Raw genomic sequence first — 17,906 nt, 5'->3', positions numbered from 1 at the left:
CGTTACGGCAACACTTGAGCCACCTTATAAATTTGTCAGAGATAGCCATGTCCATTGCATCTAGTACGCGCCGTCGATTTCTTAAGGCATCGGCAAGCATCGCCTCGGTAACCGTTTTCTCTTCGCCTTTGGTCATGGCGAATGGATTTAGCACGCGCAACGAGCGACCACGCGTAGGTGCGATCGGTACCGGGAGCCGTTGGTCGGTCAAGGCGACCGGGATCGATGGTCCATGGGGTTCCGCTCCCGACTTCATCAAGTATGGCGATTACGTAGCATTGTGTGATGCCGACGAAACCCGTCTCCAAAAGGCCGCTAGCTTGATAAAGGATTGGTCGAACAAAACAGCCACTATTCACTCCGACTACCGAGCTATTATCGACGACCCAAAAATTGACATCGTCCACATCAGCACCCCTGATCATTGGCATGCCAAGTTATTAATCGAAGCCATGTTGGCTGGCAAAGATGTGTACTGTGAAAAGCCGATGACTTTGACCATTGATGAAGGAAAGAAAATCTGCGAAATCTGTCGACGCACGGGACGGATTGTACAGGTGGGGACTCAACAACGTAGCGAGCAGCAATTCGTGACTGCGATCGCTATGATTCAAGCTGGTCGATTAGGCAAACTCAAACGAGTCACATGTTCCATCGGCGGAGCCCCGACCAGCCCTGAGTTACCAGTGGCCTCCGCTCCGCCTGGTTTGGATTGGGAATTGTGGCAAGGTCCAGTCGCTGGTGCCGATTTCCGTTATTTAGCGGGCGACAACGGCGAAACCAAGAGTTGGTCGCGTGGACACTACGAGTTCCGTTGGTGGTACGAATACTCCGGTGGCAAATTGACTGATTGGGGAGCGCATCATGTGGATATCGCCACTTGGGGCATGGGACAAACCTCCAGCGGTCCCATTTCCATTGTGCCAGAGATGGTGAAGCATCCAGTTGAGTTTCGGGATGGTATGCCGGTTGATCCTTCGCGATACAACACCGCCACGGAGTTCTTGATCCGAGCTACTTACGCCGACGGAGTGGAGCTGGTGATTCGCCACGATGGAGACAACGGTATTTTGTTCGAAGGTACCGAAGGTCGAATCTTCGTCAATCGCGGCAAACTCACTGGACAACCTGTTGATGACCTCAAGACCAACCCTTTGCCGGGGGATGCTTTGATCACTGCGTACAAGAATCGTTCGTTGGCGAATCACTTCCGCAACTTCTTCGAAGCTGCACGGGACCGATTGGAACCCATTTCGGACGTCTTCAGTCATCACCGAGCGCTGAGCACCTGCCATCTAGCCGCTCTAGCTGCACGCTTTAATCGTCCCATCGAGTGGGATCCTGAGACCGAGCAAGTACAAAACGACCCACAAATCGAGGCTCAACTTTCAAGACCTTACCGCAAAGGCTATGAAATCGACATGTAGCTTCCATTGGTGTTTCGGCCTTTTTTCGTTTTCTGCGTGACATTCATACTGGCAGCGTTACTGATGGAGTATGATCACATCCGTCGGTTCGGATGTGAAATCCTTTCACTCCATTCCACGCGATGCTTAGAGGCGGATGCATGATGAACTCCCAGCCTGACACACCGAACGATCCTCTCAACGCAACACCTGATTCTCCCCCGATAGATGCTACCTGCGAATTTTTCGCAGCAGGATCCACCGAAGAGATTGTACGAGTTCTTGACCAATATCTCGAGGATCTCAAGCTCGGTCGGCAGCCTAGTCGGGACGCGTTGCTGGCTCAGCATCCCGCGATTGCGAGTCAATTGGAAGCTTGTTTGGCTGGTTTGGACTTCATTCACAACGTCGAACGATCCGCACCGGAGCAGCTCCCGCAGTTGGGAGATTATCGGATTATCAGAGAAGTAGGCCGCGGAGGGATGGGGGCCGTATTCGAGGCCGAACAAATATCCTTGGGACGTCGCGTCGCGCTCAAAGTTTTACGTTTTGGCGGTGTTTCCGACCGGGAGGCGGTCGATCGGTTTCAACGCGAGGCCGAAACAGTCGCAAAATTGCACCATACACACATCGTCCCTATCTTTGCAGTAGGTAGCGAGAAAGGGGTCAATTACTATGCCATGCAATTCATCGAAGGGAAAAGTCTCGCCGAGGTTGTTGCCGACCGAGGGGCGGGATTGCCACCAGTTCAGGCAGCGGAAATCGGTCTACAAGCAGCGGAAGCGTTAGCACACGCTCATCAACGCGGAGTTATTCATCGCGATGTCAAGCCATCGAATTTATTGTTGGATCACGAAAACCGCGTATGGTTGACAGATTTTGGACTGGCCCGACGATTGGACGACGTGACATTAAGCATGACGGGAGCGTTGTTGGGAACCCCGCGGTACATGAGTCCTGAGCAGGCCAAGGCGTCCACGAAGCGGATTGATTTTCGTAGTGATCTTTTTAGCTTTGGTGCGACGCTATATGAGTTGCTGAGTGGAAAACCTGCTTTCTCTGGAGAGAATCCTCATGATGTGATTCAACACATTATCAGTGATGAACCGCCAAGCTTGCGAACGTTGGATAATGCGATACCACGCGATTTGGAGACCATCGTTTTAAAGTGTTTGGTAAAGGATCCACAGCACCGCTATGCCGCAGCCAGTGATCTGGCAGATGATCTGCGAGCGTTTTTGGATGGTCGACCGATACGTGCACGGCGAGCCACTCCGGTCGAATTAGTATCGCGATGGGTCAAGCAAAATCGGCGAAGCGTTTGGTTGTCGACGAGTGTCGCCGCGCTCACGGTGTTGGTGATACTTATCGGAAGCTTAGGGAGGTCTCAGTACCACGCATGGCTCCAAGCTACGTTTCAACTAGCCGCTGTTCGCCCGCCGATTGTCACCGAAGTCTTTGACCGCGACGATCGCTTGATTCGCAACGATACGTTGCCCATGCAAAAAATGGCATCACTTGCGGCAGGCGAATATCAGGTCAGACTCTCGGCGGAAGGGAAATTAAGTCAGACCTACACCATGGAGTTAGAACGCGGCCAAAGCTTTATGGCCACTGCCACACTGGACAATAATGATTTGTTTCCGCCGCAGTCGATTCAACGCACGTTTGATTTGGTAGACCTGGGAGTTGAAACGGGAGTGGTGCTCTGGAACGAAGATAGTGTGGCATTGCGCAAAACGCATGGCCCGGAGTTTGGGTGGAAATGCGAACTGAATACCAGCCAAGATTTTTGCAAAGCATCGCCTGGTTTCGAATGGCCCTGGTCGTCTCCGATGCTCGAGTATTCCGGGTACGGAAGTTATCGCTATCAACCTTGGGTCGTTGAGTCGTTCGTCGACCTCAATGGAGATGGCATTGGCGATATCATTGCCGCCGCGCGACATCAAGCATGGGTGATCGCAATCTCGGGAAGCGATGGGCGAGTGTTATGGTTTGCGCCACGCAGTTCACATCTGGAAAAAAAGGGAACGGCACCTTCCGGTCGGTTGGCTCAGAGTTATCGCAGTGGCATCATCGGCAAACCTTTGTTGATGGGAGATTTGGATGCCGATGGTATCGCCGATGTAGTCGTAACCATGATTGACGTACCCTCTTCGCCAGCAATGCAGGGATTAGTCGTGAACGGAACCCGCTGGGTAGAAGCGATTTCAGGTCGGAGCGGTGAAACCATTTGGCGTTACGAATTGGCGAGTCACCTATTTGACTTGCAACCGGGGATCGAGGTACCCTACGACCTGCGTTGGTATGTCGGGGCTAGTGGCATGACCAGTGGCGGCCGCGGCAGTATGATGAACGGTAAGCATTTAACGCGTAGCCGTGGTCATTTTGAACGGACGGGCATGCACCTGTATGTCCCCACACCGATCGTCATGGTTCGCCAGGCGACACAGGATCAGCTCGCTTGTATTGCGGGAACGCATTTGGTGATACTCGATCCGCTCACGGGGCGAGAATCCGAGGCGCCGATCGACTTGGGCATTCGCGCGGGGAGTATTCCGCAATGGGCAGATGTTGACGGGGATGGTTTCACCGATCTGGTGCTCCTAGAAGCCATCCCAACCACCAACTATCCTGGCATTCCAACGGCGCAACTGCATGTTTGGTCGGCCACAAAACGAAGAGAGCTCTGGTCGCAAACATTGGATGCCGATTGGCCACTGCAACCCAACTGGACAGTAGAGTCCCCGCATTGGCCGCTGGTCACGGACCTGGATTCCGATGGAAGCTGCGAGATTGTCGTGCCACATCGCAGATCCACCACTTTTGGTCCGTCAGCGCCAACGGTGATGGGATCGACTCCATGGGGAGAGATCGTGGCGTTTCATGGCAGCACTGGCCGAGAGCTTTGGAAACAGCGACTCGTATCGATCGATTCTCAAGTGGATTGCTTTATCGCTGGACCAGACATCAACGGCGATGGAGTTAAAGAGATCTTCGCCGCCACTCTAGGCGGAAACAACTGCACGGTTTATGTCGATGCCTTGTCGGGATCTGATGGACAAACGTTGTGGACGGAGTCATTCGAACCGCGACAGATCGGCAATTCGAACGCGGACTTGGTTTTAGGTCCTCTCGCTTGGTGGAACCCAGGTCCCGATGGTTGGCCACATCTTTTGGTGCAAGCCAGTGCACAGCAGGGGCCGAACCCTCTGTCACTCTTGTGTGCGTTCTCAGCGGGGACGGGGCAAGTCAATCACTTCGGATACAGTTTGACGACCGCTCGCCCGCACGATCTAGACGGTGATGGCTTGCAGGAACTATTGCTGCTACGAAGCCGCAGTGCGACGCGCTGCGACTTTGGTGGTGAACTGGCATGCCTGCGTGGGAGCGGTCGACAAGCCTGGAAGCGGTGTGGGGATTTGGGAGAACCGATCGCTGACATGGATGGGGACGGAATTTTGGATTTCGTCCGTTCATGGGGGGATGGTACGCTATTGGCGAATAGCGGTGCGACAGGGCTTCCCCTGTGGCGCAACCGACCAGTCCCTGCGGTGAATTCTTTGCAGATAATTCCCCTGACTCGTCGTGATTCGAGCGTAGGAATTCGTGCGCACCAAAATGAGATCGTAGACCTCGATGGTGATGGTGTTGGTGATTTCGTAGCGATTGACCATCTCACGGGTGGCCGCGGATTAGATCCAATATTACATGCAGTTTCAGGACGAACCGGCAAGCTAATTTGGTCATTGACGGAAGCCTCGGCGAGCAGGGCCAACCATCTTGCATTAGCCGTTAAAGATATCAATGGAGATGGACAAGCTGAAATCCTGTGGTTGGCTGCCCTGGATCACAATTATCCTGTGAGAACTGTCTTTTCGTCGGATGACGAGCAATTATGGCTGTTCGTGGCAGATGGCAAGACAGGGCGTTTACTATGGTCGCAATCACTCAGTCCAGCTTATGGACACTCGTTAGGAAGAGTCTCGCCGTTTCAATTCCGGCGTGTTGAATTAGCACTGGCGATGGGGGATCTAAACAACGACGGAGTTCAGGATGTATTGGCCCCGGCTATCAATCACGACGGACTACTAGAACTGCGAGCGTTAAGTGGTAATGATGGCCAGTTGCTTTGGAAACGAACCAGAAATCCCGATAGTTTATTCCAAGAGAGCTTGCAAAACTGGACGACGCAAACCCTGTGCGATTTGAACAAAGATGGAACGCTTGAAGTGGTCTGTGTCGAACCTGCTCCGTTGTTTCAAGTGGATGGTATTAACCAGCAACACGTTCAAATTGTCATGCTGGATGGAAGCGACGGTAGCGAGATTTGGACCAAAGAAACCGATACCGTTTTTACCCACTTTCATTCGTTTGGGGACAAGCGTGGACAACTATTACGTCCGGTCTGCTTACGGCCAAGCGATGAAAAGCTTAACGTGGGAGTACTCTTACCCGGCGGCGATTCGAAGTTTGTGGTGTACGACTACAACGGACAAGTCGGGGAGCTCAAACTAAAGCATCGGCCACGTGATGCCGAAATATGGGTCTGCGAGAGCGCGGCAGTCGGTTGCGATCTCTTGGTGGTTTTAGATGATTCCGGCTTGAGTGCCGTATCCGTTGACCAGTTGGATCGCCCGTTGTGGGAGCGGCAATTCCCTACCAAGGGGCAGATGAAAATTTTGACGGTGCGTCCGGGTACTTCTACAACATCGCCTGAGATTGTTTTAGCGATGCCTGCCACGGACAACTGTGTATTCGGTATCGATGCGGCTTCTGGTGAAACTCGATGGTCGTGCCCTGGACCAATTGTTCGTGACTTAGACGATGGTGTTTATTTTACCCTCAAGAGTATCGGTTTTTTGGGTAATAGAACGGGAGCCGCACCGTTATTGACTTTCGCCACGGCCCATGCGGTCGAATGTCGGCAAGCAGTGAGAAACACGTCGGGCATAGTCAGTTCCTCGCGAACGGACGAGCCGCAGTTGGTAGGTGAAAAGTCAGCCGCCCAAATTATGCCTGCAGAAAAAGATGTGCGTTGGCAACGAGCTTTGCCATGGGTTACGATTCTGACAGAAGTGCAGCACCATGCGATTTCATTCCTAGGATGGGGCGTGTTCTTTTCGGTGACGATGGTGGTCCTGCCTTGTGCTTACCTTATCACTCTGACCTCAAATTGCCAGTTTAGTATGAAGGCATTGCTGGGCTTACCTATTGTCGCGGGAGTCTTTCTGTTCTCCGTTATGGTAACCCCATCAGAGGGCATTGATTTTCGGGGCATCTTGAATCGATATCTGGTTGGTTTAGCCTTTGCACCACCGCTTGTTGGCATCGGCTACTTGGTCAAATTTGGCGTGAAGGGTGAACGGCTCTCCTTGGTGCTGTGGATATGTGCCGTCATAGCAGTGAGCAGCTTGTGGGGGGCGATTCAGTTGAGAACCATGTTGGCTCAGTCACCGCTCTTGCCGCAAGAGCGTCTGGATTGGACGGGTTGGTACCATATTTTGTGGGCAGGTTACTACGTAATGTCTTGGTTTATGGTACTGTTCTATCTTGTCTCGTGGTTAAGATCGAAGGTTTTTCGGATAGGGGTTCGCAAACGCTTAGCTGGCTCGTCGTAGGATCGTATGGACTCAGAAGAGGCTGATCGCACTGGATGGTTGCTCAAGTACGAGGCTTGGTTGAAATTTCTTGCTAGGCAGGAGATCGATAGTCGTTTTGCTGGCAAGTTCGATTCTTCGGACGCGGTGCAACAGACTTTGGTGGCAGCTTGGCAGGGGTGGCAAGAGTTTCGGGGGAGCACAGAAGCGGAGCGCATGGCATGGCTACGAAAGATCCTCGCACATCAATTAGCGAATCTAGCGCGGCACTATGCGGGAACACAAATGCGTTCTGTCCGTCGAGAGGAGTCGATCGAACAATCGCTATCGCAGTCTTCGAGTCGGCTGGATGGTTTGGTCTTAGCCAATAGCAGTACTCCGAGCGCAGCGGCTATGGAAAATGAAAGTCGGTTGCAGTTAGCCAGGGCCATCGAGTCGATGCCAGAAGACTATCGGCAAGTTATTCTGCTTCGTAACTTTCAAGAGCTTTCGTATCAAGAGATTGCGACTCGAATGGAACGAAGCGAAGGTGCTGTTAGAATGCTTTGGGTTAGAGCACTCGCAGCATTGCGAGATGCGATCGATCAGTGATGAAAAGGCGGCTAGTCTTCGTCAGAAATGCGGTGCTGCAGTTTGTGACCTCCATTTTTAAGAGTAAGCGACAACAATCTTTGATAAGTTGGATGAAGTCGAATATTGAGGCTATTATGGGCTGATATCATATGGAGTTACTGACACACTTTGTGACTTTGATATCACGAGCTTATATTCGTAGTAACCGGCAACCGGACACCGATTGGCTCGAACAAATTTCTGAGCTGTGCGTTAGTGCAAAACGCATTTTCAACGTAAACCCAAGACGTTGGAAGAGCGTTCGTCAACCAAGAAAATACGTTCAAGCAATTTCTGTTGGATTGTGTCTTCACATTCCAAACAGCTTGTGTTTCAGTTCTTGCTTTTCAGTCGACTTGGGATAGATCCGGTCGTCCTCCCAAAGAAGCGGATCGACAAACAGCGACGCAACTGGCAAATTCCTGGGAATATTCCTGGCCATTCGTTGTATCAGCTTTGTCTCTTTGGTCGAGAGTTGGTGGGACCTGATTAATGTCGCAAGGAGCTTTGAGGGAGATTCGCTTGGCTTTTTTGACCAGCGACTTATTGCTAACAGGCCCTGCCAAAGACCGAATACGATTAGCAGGCCAGCGAGTAGATAGGTTCCCAGTTGCCCCCAATGCCATCTTTCTACGTCGTAGCCTTGGATTCGATAGATCTCCGATATGAGAGAGACTTGCATCATTTTGTGTTATCCGTTTACCTTTGCTTCGTGCACCTTTGCTTCGTGGATAGCATCCCTAAGGTCCATCAATGACTGCGAAGCTGTAGCCTGCACCTTATAAATCTCGTCTTGGAGCATGGGCGATATCAGCTCTATTGCCTCTGCTTTCTCCATCCCAAACGAAATTGCTTGGATAGCTTGAATACGAACATCGTCACTTGCATCACGCAAAGCTTGAATCGCGATCTCGTTGAACTGTTCGTCGCGCCCCAGGTATCGAATCAATCGAATCGCCTTGGCTCGCCGCGTTGGTGAACCACAATTCGCTTCGAGGTCTATGGTTTCGACGCATCTCTTGTCGACAAGCTTAGCGATCCTTGCGTAGGCACGAACGTGAGCATCTGGCCAAGTCTCTACATACTCGAACAAATTGTCGCAACGAAATTCTTGTAGCATTACATCGAGACCGTTGCTAATCGCTGGCGGAAGCGAATAGTAGCGACTCAATAGGTTGTCGAGTGCCAGTCTTAGCGATGCTTTCCACGGGGGAGGTTGATAATGGTCTATATCGGGAAGATCAAAGCAATCGCTCATCACCATGGTTATAAGAATCGCGTTGGCAAACCGTATCGATCGAATCGCCGCCACCATATTCCTTGCAAGTTGCGGGGAAAGGTCCGGTGTTCGATCCAGCACTCGAACAATATTCCACAAGATTGTGTCCGGCGTTGCTCCACCGACGGCCATCAGTCGGAACAAGGAATCGTAATCCTCGGGATCGCTAGCTAGCTCCGTGATATCGACCGTCCTCAAGGGCTCGATTGGCGTCTTGGCTAAATTTTTAAAAAAGGGAGCCTGGATGCCAAATCGTTTCTCGAGCCGAATCAACTCCCTGGGAACCTTGTTGGACGCTCTTTCTATCGCCATAGAAATGGCATCGACTATGGGGGCCTGGCTCCAATAGCATCCTAGTAGCAGCTCATCTGTCTCGTAGGCATGACTGGTCTGAATCCTCTTCTTTATGATCGAGGCATCCTCCTGCGGCATATCCGAAAAGAGTCGCTGAAAGGACTCGTCCCCCCAGTGGGACGCTTGCAACCAAGCATCGATTATGTCACGGACTTTATGCCGACCAAAATTTGCGAGTGACACCCCTAACGCCTCAATCAACTCTAGTCGGCCATTCACCGGCCGGGGTGTGGTGGATTTTCTGGATTCTTGCCCAAGCTCGTTGGCAAGACTCATTAACAACTGTGAGGCAACCATCTGCTGAGGATCATCCACAGATTCGACTACTTCGATCAGGCGATGAAAGTGCGAGGCCACCCGAATCTTTGCTATGGCGACCAAGCCCTGTTGCCGGATATGCGGCTCGCGGCATGCGAGGCAAGTCTCAATCGGGGAAATGAAAAGACCGGGATGGCTTCTCAAAAAGGGAAGGTCGTCCGGATGGCAGTGGTCAATGCCCTCAACGATAGCATTGGCGTCTGCGAGCTTCCCCCGTGCAAGTAGCGTTTGGATCGATGTGACCCGAATAAAAGGATCGCCTGACTGCATTCCCAACGCTAATACTGGAATGGACGCAACGTTACGAGGGTTTGCGAGCACCCGAAATGTCGTTTGGAGTGGATGAACGCTTTGCAACATGGAGCATCAGCATCTCAGAAAATCAATTGGCATGTCCTTATTTAAACGCTAAAACGCTTATCGACCAGCAACACCTTCGACGGCCCCATATCGCGTCAAGCGTTTCCATTATGTGGCAATCAACATCGTTAATTTTGCCACAACCCGCAAGAACCTAACAAGAAAGCCCCCCCCTCCTGGGGCGATATTCTCGAAAACGTGCCGAATTCCCCCTCAAGGTGCCGATATTGTCGGTCCAGGGAGCCAGGCAGTGGGAGAAGTGCGGGCCAAAAACCTGCTCACCAAACCCCTCACACTTGTCAAAAACGCCATGGGAAATACCACTTTGGGTATTGATGCACGCGATGAGGTCCGCTACCATCTTCCCTCCTGAAATTACGTAGCTTTATCGAGCACGAAAACCTTTTGTAATTGTCAAGTCAAAGAGATTATGTCAGATTTCCAAGGATCCTTCGGCGGCGGTGGTCGTCGTCCCCCTAACGGCAAGCGTGTTCCACGCAAGCGATCTCGCGTCAAAGTAAAAATCAAGAAAAAGGATCCTTTGTTGGTCGATGGCAAGAGACCTCGGCCCATGTACGTCGACTTTAAAGACGTGGAATTCCTGGCAAAGTTGGTGAACCGGCACGGTCGAATCGTTTCGCGACGCAAGTCGGGATGCTCCGCAGCTAGTCAGCATGCCGTCAGCAAGGCGGTCAAACGGGCTCGCTTTATGGCTTTGATGCCATACGTTGGCGAGTAGTACCAGACGCGACAGCCCGTCGGTCCGGCGAACGACTGCTGAGTGATTTCCATGGGCTTTTTCGTAACGCAACGCCGTGTCGAATTTCGGGATACCGACACGGCTGGCATTGCGCATTTTTCGTCGCTGATTGTGTACATGGAGCAAGCAGAACATGACTTGTTCCGCTCTTTGGGGCTCTCGGTTTTTCCCCAACACACGTCTGGTGACGAACCACACCAGTCAGGGCTGGATGCCCCTCTCGTTACGTGGCCTAGAGTCCACATCAGCATGGATTTTCTGGGGCCGGCCAGATTCGAAGATCTCCTAACTGTCCAAGTTGAGATTTCTCGCTTGGGGTCAACCAGTGTCGCATTCGAGCACAAAATCTCCGGCTCGAACGGGGATGTCGCCAAGGGGACCTCGATCTCCGTTTGTTGCCAGATTGAGAGCGAGTCCCCTCGAAAACTAACCAAACGAACGATTCCGGATTCGATTCGCGAAAAGCTGTCTCAGTTCATTAGGCAATAAGGACTATCAGCGAGCAGAAAGACAGAGGGGACGGCCTTGTACTCTACCGAGATTCGGTTTTTACAGAACTCACGGAACCTAAGAGTCCCGAAGGACGGCAATGAACACGATCCGAAAACACCGGACATCTTTGGCGTGCGGTGCCGTTACAGCATTCACTCTCCCTTCGAGGGAGGGTCGAGCGTAGCTCGGAGAGAGTGACAGGCACGGCGATGCATTTAAGGACCGAAGTGTCAGCGTTTCCTAAAGCACCCTCCCCTCGTGATCGTAAACTCCACTCGACCCTCCCAAATTCTTTGGGAGGGTGAATAAGAAGGCAACTCACGCTGCAGGACTGGTGGTTCACGAGCCAAGAGTTCGCGTCGATCAGTGAGCTTGAGATCGGTGAAACAATAACCTGCTCCCAACTGGAGTGTTCGTGCACTCGCGTGAGTAGCTTTGAGCTGTTCGTGAACGCCTCCATTCCGACCTCGTGTCGGTGGAGCGATGACTAACAGGCTAGCAACGCATCCCCCAATATATCCCTCCCCCTTCCCTTCTGTCTCGCCGCAGGCGAGACAGATGGGAAGGGGGGAGTGCGTCGTTGCTAGCTTGTTAGTCGTGCTTCCACTGAGATGAACTCAATGGAGAGCAAAAAACCGAATTCGGTGCAACAAAGTGTTAGCAAGAGGTGCCTTACGGCTCGCTTGAGCACTGATCGGAACTGTAGGAAATCCAAAACACCTTTGGAAATCCTATAAGGAAAAGATCGGCCTTCTTTCAAACTTCTTCCGCCCAACTGCAATTGGCGGAGACCTTACTGACTAAGTCTATCTCTTATTCTGTGAACGCCAACCACTCAATACGATTGCTTCCGCCTGAACACCGAACGATTCTTTTGATGGAGGCACATCTGAGGCAACAACAGTAGCTAGCAAAGGCCCCAGAAGACGCCCAGCAGCGAAGCGATTGCAATCAATCTGACCGACGCTAACCAAAGATTCCGCTCCCTCCATCTTGATCAGGACGTTACCCTCTAAATCGACTTCATATGACCTGGCGCCAAATGGGATCAGCACAGGCGGATTGAATGGAATGTCTCCCTCGTTGGTTCGCAGAGCAAGCTCTCCGTGCGATAAAACGCAAAGCATGCCACTTCGCACATAGACTTCCTCAGAATCTCTCATGAGAGAGAAGTACGTGTTTCCTGTTGCAACAAGATCCAGTTTCGACCCTGTCTCAGTAAGGCGATTTTTAAAATCTGTCAAGGCGAGGTTTTCTTTTGCAACTGACACACAGCCAACTGTTAGTGCAGCAGTAACTACTAATAATGATGTTGCAAATCTTTCGACCATACCAGTCTTACATTCCATTTCCATTAACTCTCCATTCCGTCTTTTGATGGTTTACTGCATTATTTAATGTCGCTATCTTTGTCGATGATTCTTGGCCCAAAGCCATTAGTGCCAAGACCGGTAGTCTTCAAACATTCTGCGTTATAACCTTTGTCACTGTGATACCAGAATGGAACAGGAAACATATAGTTGACGTATTTATCCTTGTTTTGCGAATCGAGCTCCCAAGGTCTGGGGACACGGAAAGTGCCCTTTTGATATGATGTAGTAGTCCTTCTATAGGTTTCGAAAGTCATAGAGCCATCTTTTTCTTTGCAGCAAATCACTGTGTAGCTCTGTATGCGAATTACGTAATGAATTTCTTGGCGAGGGTTCGTTTTCCGGGTGCGACGTCTTTCTATTTCAGGAATATCTTTATTTTTTCGCTTATCCACTTTAACCCATTGGTCAAAGTACTCATCAATTTCAGAATCGACTACGCTATCAACTAACATGCCGCCTCCCTTAAAAGGAGTCCCGCCACGTTGCTTACAATCCGCACACTCTCCGCTTGGATCGACGCAATCCATTAGACCATTTACAAGAATCGCATTGAGATTCATCCCATCACCGTAACCAATCGGATCTCTTCCCAAGAACCTTCCCGCGAGCGGACTCATCCATCTAGCTCGGAAGTGATGGAGACCGAGGGTCTCGTCCCATTCACGACCGGTATAGGTATACCGATTGCCAACCGCAGAACTCGTAAGCACAGTTCCGCTGGCGTTTAGGATCGTAGGTTGCTCATACGCGGTGTAAGCGTACCGCTCTGCGACTGCACCGCTCGACGTGGTCATAGCGGTGATGGAGTACTGTTGGTTGCGATGGTAGCCTAATGCAACTTCGGTGACCGTTGTGGTTTCTAATGTAGGTACTACAGACGCGGTGAAAGTCGTGGTGAGCGAGTCGATGGAATCCAACACGGCATCGAATGGCAGCGATGCGGAAGAGGGGGCTGCGGAAGTGATAGTCGGGTGATTCGTCATACCCGAATTGTAAACGGTCTAAGAGGCGGATTGGTGGCTGATTTTTGGGATTTTTTTCGGGTGTAGTGGACGAGGCAACGAGGCCAGATCGCTTGGCACGCATACGGCAGGAGTCCTATTGGTGTAAGAACGGGTGGTCTCCAGTGCAATTTGGTCTCGTTGCCTCGTCCACTACAACAGCCGGGACTCCTTGCCTCGTCCACTACAAAGCACCCTCCCCGAGTGATCGTCCCTCCACTCGACCCTCCCGAATTCTTCGGGAGGGTGACGAAGAAGGCAGCTCGGGCTGGCGGGCTGCGAAAGCTTTATGGGGTTATCAATGGGGCATTTCTAGTTGCTCGCTGTTACTCAGAAACCACGCCTCTTATTTTGCTTGTCACGTAAAGCCCGTGAACTGTCGTCGATTTGGCTCATCTGCTCCATTTCGAGGAGGACGTCGAATACCTCCGATTGTGGGACTTCATGGCCTTCGTCGTTGAAGCATTTGCTCTGGTCACCGCTGCCCTCAAAAAGCTTTTGGCCATTGGGATAGTATCGGATCGTCCGTAACAGCATAATGTCGGGTTGAAAACAAGAAACGCGACCGATGAAGAGGCTTAGATTTCATGATTTGCGATGGGGAGCTGACTGTCTCGAACGCACTCAATGATCACTTCTTACGCTGAAAGACCAATCCTTCCTCGACCGGTGCCGAAGGAGGATAGAAAGTCCATTCACCGTTTTCACCAGGTAAAACGTTTCCCGCAAGGGTTCCGTTGGATGTCGTTTCCAGAACAATCCCATCAGGAGCGGTTGTAATCGTTCCCTCCAACTTTGCGTTCTGTTGGCCTGCTGATGAAGCGATCCAGGTAAAGCTCGCATCCTCGTCGATGACAAGCTCAATAGTCGAATCACCTTTGTTTGCGATCCAAGACCCGACGAGATCAATTTGGGGCAACTCTTTGGCATCAATGTTATCAATATCTTCAGGTGCCGCTTCCGTCGGTGCAACCACATCCTCGGGAGGTACCAATGCCTCGAGCATTCGCTTTGCTGTGAGATCTTTTGGCTGATTCTCGACCACAACTTTGAGGGAATCGATGGCAGCTTCCTTTTCGCTTAGTACGAGATAGTGATAGGCGAGCACAAATGCCGGTGCAGGTTTGGTCGGTTCGCGGTCGCAATAATCCTCGAGTCGTCGTAATTGCGTCGTGTAATCCCCAACGTTCCCGTAAAGACTGCTAAGTGATGTCCAGTCCATACCAGGGGCTGATGCGAGCAGTGCGTTCAGAGTCGCCGCAGCAGCTTCGTAGTCGCCAACAGCAAACAAACTCAATGCATAAACCTCGTGTGCTACGGGATCACCACCATTGAGACGAAGCGACTCCTTGAACAGTTGATTGGCTTGCGGATACTGGCCACTGCGAAATGCGTCGAGGCCCTGGTCGAAGCGCTCGAGTGCTTCGCGTTCGTTGTCGTCAACCTGCGAAACGCCCGCTGCCGGATCGATCGCTTGGTAGTTATTGATCGTGATGGGTTGGGAGTAGTCGTAGGCGATCGATGTCGGGCGACTTACAGCAATCGGTGCGTAATATGGGTTCACGTACACGGTGTTGAAGGATTGGTAGACATTGTTCAACCCCCAACCGATTCCTCCCCAAGCAACGGGAGCATACCACGAACTGCCCCAATACCCAGCCCAGGATCCGTTGTACCAAACGCGATAGTGAGGGTTGACACCATACGTGTACCAACCTTGCCTCCAACTCTGTACGGGATACACTCCCCAGCCCGTTCCCCAACCGGCATTGTTCCAGCCAGAATTCCCCCAGCCAGAATTCCATTGGGGACGATCCCAAAAGGGCCGGTTGAAGTTGAGATTAACGTTGGTGTTGTTCCAATTGTTGTTGACGTTGTTGTTGATGATATTGTTGCCCGAATTGATGTTGTTGCCTCCAACAATTCCCGGCAATGTCACGGCACCACCGATTCCAGGTCGACCTTGCCCTGGTCGGTTCACTCCAGGAATGCTCGGTGTGGTCGGACGATTGGGAAGATTGATTCCGGGTCGATTGCCGCCAGAACCAGGGTTGGGATTTGGCCGCGTATTGGGTAAAGGAGCAGGAAGCGGCGTCGGTCGCCCTTGGCCGAGTGACGGTGGCCTGGTTCCGGTCGGCGGTCTCGTAACGGATGGTGGCTCAGTCCCCGGAGACGGCCGTGTTCCTGGGTTTGGCCGTGTGCCTGGTGTGGGGCGAACGTCCGGGAGGGGACGGCTGCCGGGATTTGGTCGAGTCTGCCCACCCTCTGATGGCCGAGTACCGGGCCTGGTTGACGGAGTGGACGGAGCAGGAATTGTCGGTCTAACCTCGGCAGGCGGGCGAGTGATCGGCCAGGTGTTGGCTGGGGGCAAATTGGGGCGAGTGGATGGTCTCGTTACCTGTGGAGGATTTACCTCAGGACGTGAGGTATTTCCTCCCCCGAGATTTGGGAGGTTGGGGCGTCGATTGCCCGGTTCACCGATTCCGATCGATGGTCTACTGTTCCCAAGCGAGGGAATCGAAGGACGCGTGGGTAATGTCGAAGGTCTATTGGGTGCGATAGAGGGACGAGACGAGCCTTGATTGCCGCCTGCTTGATTGCCGCCGGGACGAACTGAAGGTGCGCCGACGTTTGGTATGTTGACGTTTGGAGGATTGGATGGTCTGGTGTTACCCAGCGATGGTCTTGTGGTGGGTAACGAAGGACGCTGGACGTTGATGCCGGGTGTTTGTGGTCGCGTTTGTGGTCGATTCTGAGAAGATGACTGCGAAGGCCGTTGCGAAGAAGCCATGGGGCGGGACTGAGGGCGAGTTTGTGGAGTCTGTGGTCTCACCGATGGCAGTGAAGGGGCGTTCGCGGACGACTGGGGCCGGGGCATCGGCCTGGCACCACTCGCCCCAACATTTCCGAGCGATGGTCTCGTGTTATTCGGTCTAGCACTCCCCTGTGAGGGTCTGGCTCCGCGATCATCGGACCGACCGCGACCTTGCCCGTTTGCGAACTGGGCCGCAAACATGCTCCCCAACAAGGCAACCGTACCCGCGAGGTAAGTAAGCGTACCCGCGAGGTGAGAACGTGAGCAGCTTCGCCCACTTCCGACCGAGATAAATCGTTCCATAATATTCGTAACCTTTGCGATCGAATCGATCTGAGGAGATTTTTTCTTAGGGGATTATCGAGGACAGTTACTTTTTCAGTGCCGGTGGTGGTCGTTTGACTACGAAAATTTCGTAATCAGGTAACGACTCTTCGTTCGCAATTCTATTGCTGCCATTGATAGAAAAGCGGTCCTCGGAAACAGGTGTTAAGAGCAGGATAGCAGAAGCGGTCGTTCCCTCAGGCGTGACGGCCGAGGAGCGAACTCGCCATCCATTCACGGTTCTGGTCCACGTCCCTTCACCAAATCCTCCATCGACATCGAATGTCCAGCTGCGAAATGCACCTTGTAATGCATCCCAACCAATTCTTTGCGTGCTTGTGGACAGATCTCCATCAACGGTTTTAAGAGAGTAATCACCCAAAATAAAGTTGGTGTCGGCAGACCATTTGAAGGAAAGCCTTACTGTCGCATCGTCACCTTCGTTGACCCAATCACCAATGAGCCACTGCAATTCTTGCAAAGCCTCGTTGGGAGTCAAACTGGATGGTTCCGAATAGTCTCGGAACGAAGCGAGTTTGTACCCCGCATCTGTTTTTTGCCAAACTGAATTGAATCGGAGCAATGTCACACTGGTGCCGTCAGCCGTTGCGATGGATCGTCGACCATCCGCGAAAACGATGCCCGCTACCTGCCGAACGGACTCTAGCTCAGCCTCCGTCGATACATTTGGGTAGTTCTCAAAAAAGGAGACCATCAATGAAGAGATTTGTTCTTGGCCCGAGTGCACGACACCTCGTTCGTCGATCAGCTCACCATCGGAGAGAAACGTGTTGACGATGCCTTTTATGTCACCTTTGTTGAATGCGGTGACCAGCTTGTCTGTTTCCTCGAGCATCTCCTTTTCGAGTGGTGTCAGCTCTCGTGCAACCAATGCTTCCGCTACTGGGCTATCAACTAAGGGGCTATTAGCAGTTGGATTCGTTGAAGCCGATTGGGCGTGGACGAATCCTCCCGTCCGACTGATGGTAGAATAAAGGACCAAGGTCGCAAAGAAAGATAGCAGCAGAAATCGCATAATGTTACAGCTCGCGTACGGGAAGAGGACGGAGAGCTGAAGCGAAAATCGAGACCTCAATGAAAGATCTCGTAGGATCTCTCCGCAACTATGTTCTCGAATTATAGGGTGCGAAGGCTGCGAGCGACGAATTTACATGGTATTACTTAGGGTGTTTTTCGAGAATTCTCACTCAA

Annotated in this window: 12 protein-coding genes; 6 read left to right on the top strand and 6 right to left on the bottom strand. The window is 52.0% G+C overall.

Annotation, left to right across the window (positions count from 1 at the left end; genetic code table 11):
- Window positions 1–47 precede the first annotated feature (47 nt).
- From SH449x_RS12120 to SH449x_RS12110, 3 genes are all read left to right on the top strand, one after another.
- Window positions 48–1,427 (top strand): Gfo/Idh/MocA family protein, encoded by a 1,380-nt coding sequence (locus SH449x_RS12120; protein WP_482381597.1) that lies wholly within the window; start codon window positions 48–50, stop codon window positions 1,425–1,427.
- A gap of 140 nt (window positions 1,428–1,567) precedes the next feature.
- Entirely contained in the window at window positions 1,568–7,027 is a 5,460-nt protein-coding gene (locus tag SH449x_RS12115; RefSeq protein ID WP_482381596.1) for a protein kinase domain-containing protein, read from the top strand.
- Between the two features lie 6 nt (window positions 7,028–7,033).
- A complete protein-coding gene (locus SH449x_RS12110; RefSeq protein ID WP_482381595.1) occupies window positions 7,034–7,597 on the top strand; it encodes a sigma-70 family RNA polymerase sigma factor in 564 nt (187 codons plus the stop codon).
- A 331-nt stretch (window positions 7,598–7,928) separates the two neighbouring features.
- Here SH449x_RS12110 and SH449x_RS12105 read toward each other — a convergent pair whose 3' ends face one another.
- Both SH449x_RS12105 and SH449x_RS12100 read right to left on the bottom strand, forming a co-directional pair.
- Window positions 7,929–8,303, bottom strand: a complete 375-nt coding sequence (locus tag SH449x_RS12105; protein WP_482381594.1) for a hypothetical protein — start codon at window positions 8,301–8,303, stop codon at window positions 7,929–7,931.
- 6 nt (window positions 8,304–8,309) lie between these two features.
- The gene (locus SH449x_RS12100; protein WP_482381593.1) at window positions 8,310–9,929 is read right to left on the bottom strand and encodes a HEAT repeat domain-containing protein; all 1,620 of its coding nucleotides are present in this window, start codon (window positions 9,927–9,929) and stop codon (window positions 8,310–8,312) included.
- 430 nt (window positions 9,930–10,359) lie between these two features.
- Here SH449x_RS12100 and rpsR point away from each other — a divergent pair, with 430 nt between their 5' ends.
- On the top strand, window positions 10,360–10,668 hold the full coding sequence (gene rpsR, locus SH449x_RS12095) for a 30S ribosomal protein S18 (protein ID WP_482381592.1): 309 nt from the start codon (window positions 10,360–10,362) through the stop codon (window positions 10,666–10,668).
- Window positions 10,669–10,719: 51 nt separating this feature from the next.
- On the top strand, window positions 10,720–11,178 hold the full coding sequence (locus SH449x_RS12090) for an acyl-CoA thioesterase (protein ID WP_482381591.1): 459 nt from the start codon (window positions 10,720–10,722) through the stop codon (window positions 11,176–11,178).
- Between the two features lie 809 nt (window positions 11,179–11,987).
- On the opposite strand, the gene SH449x_RS12085 is transcribed toward SH449x_RS12090, so the two are convergent.
- The 3 genes from SH449x_RS12085 to SH449x_RS12075 all read right to left on the bottom strand — a co-directional run bounded on the left by SH449x_RS12085 (window position 11,988) and on the right by SH449x_RS12075 (window position 15,536).
- Window positions 11,988–12,425, bottom strand: coding sequence for a flagellar basal-body rod protein FlgG (locus SH449x_RS12085; RefSeq protein WP_482379680.1), 438 nt, complete (start codon window positions 12,423–12,425; stop codon window positions 11,988–11,990).
- A gap of 146 nt (window positions 12,426–12,571) precedes the next feature.
- Window positions 12,572–13,537, bottom strand: a complete 966-nt coding sequence (locus tag SH449x_RS12080) for an RHS repeat domain-containing protein (protein WP_482381590.1) — start codon at window positions 13,535–13,537, stop codon at window positions 12,572–12,574.
- Between the two features lie 649 nt (window positions 13,538–14,186).
- On the bottom strand, window positions 14,187–15,536 hold the full coding sequence (locus tag SH449x_RS12075; RefSeq protein ID WP_482381589.1) for a tetratricopeptide repeat protein: 1,350 nt from the start codon (window positions 15,534–15,536) through the stop codon (window positions 14,187–14,189).
- A 16-nt stretch (window positions 15,537–15,552) separates the two neighbouring features.
- Here SH449x_RS12075 and SH449x_RS12070 point away from each other — a divergent pair, with 16 nt between their 5' ends.
- Window positions 15,553–16,137: a hypothetical protein gene (locus SH449x_RS12070; RefSeq protein ID WP_482381588.1), complete on the top strand. Its 585-nt coding sequence runs from the start codon at window positions 15,553–15,555 to the stop codon at window positions 16,135–16,137.
- 603 nt (window positions 16,138–16,740) lie between these two features.
- On the opposite strand, the gene SH449x_RS12065 is transcribed toward SH449x_RS12070, so the two are convergent.
- A complete protein-coding gene (locus SH449x_RS12065) occupies window positions 16,741–17,730 on the bottom strand; it encodes a YybH family protein (protein ID WP_482381587.1) in 990 nt (329 codons plus the stop codon).
- Window positions 17,731–17,906 lie beyond the last annotated feature (176 nt).

The organism is Brakhagea baltica, from assembly GCF_052161605.1.
Classification (GTDB): Bacteria; Planctomycetota; Planctomycetia; order Pirellulales; family Pirellulaceae; genus JBKCUI01.
This window is presented reverse-complemented; position numbering and strand designations above follow the sequence as displayed.

Bases quoted from the DNA above. Each gene is read 5' to 3' on its own strand.
- SH449x_RS12115 (WP_482381596.1), top strand. From the start codon at position 1,568: ATGATGAACTCCCAGCCTGACACACCGAACGATCCTCTCAACGCAACA.
- SH449x_RS12110 (WP_482381595.1), top strand. From the start codon at position 7,034: ATGGACTCAGAAGAGGCTGATCGCACTGGATGGTTGCTCAAGTACGAG.
- SH449x_RS12090 (WP_482381591.1), top strand. From the start codon at position 10,720: ATGGGCTTTTTCGTAACGCAACGCCGTGTCGAATTTCGGGATACCGAC.
- SH449x_RS12120 (WP_482381597.1), top strand. From the start codon at position 48: ATGTCCATTGCATCTAGTACGCGCCGTCGATTTCTTAAGGCATCGGCA.
- SH449x_RS12105 (WP_482381594.1), bottom strand. From the start codon at position 8,303: ATGATGCAAGTCTCTCTCATATCGGAGATCTATCGAATCCAAGGCTAC.
- rpsR (WP_482381592.1), top strand. From the start codon at position 10,360: ATGTCAGATTTCCAAGGATCCTTCGGCGGCGGTGGTCGTCGTCCCCCT.
- SH449x_RS12065 (WP_482381587.1), bottom strand. From the start codon at position 17,730: ATGCGATTTCTGCTGCTATCTTTCTTTGCGACCTTGGTCCTTTATTCT.
- SH449x_RS12080 (WP_482381590.1), bottom strand. From the start codon at position 13,537: ATGACGAATCACCCGACTATCACTTCCGCAGCCCCCTCTTCCGCATCG.
- SH449x_RS12100 (WP_482381593.1), bottom strand. From the start codon at position 9,929: ATGTTGCAAAGCGTTCATCCACTCCAAACGACATTTCGGGTGCTCGCA.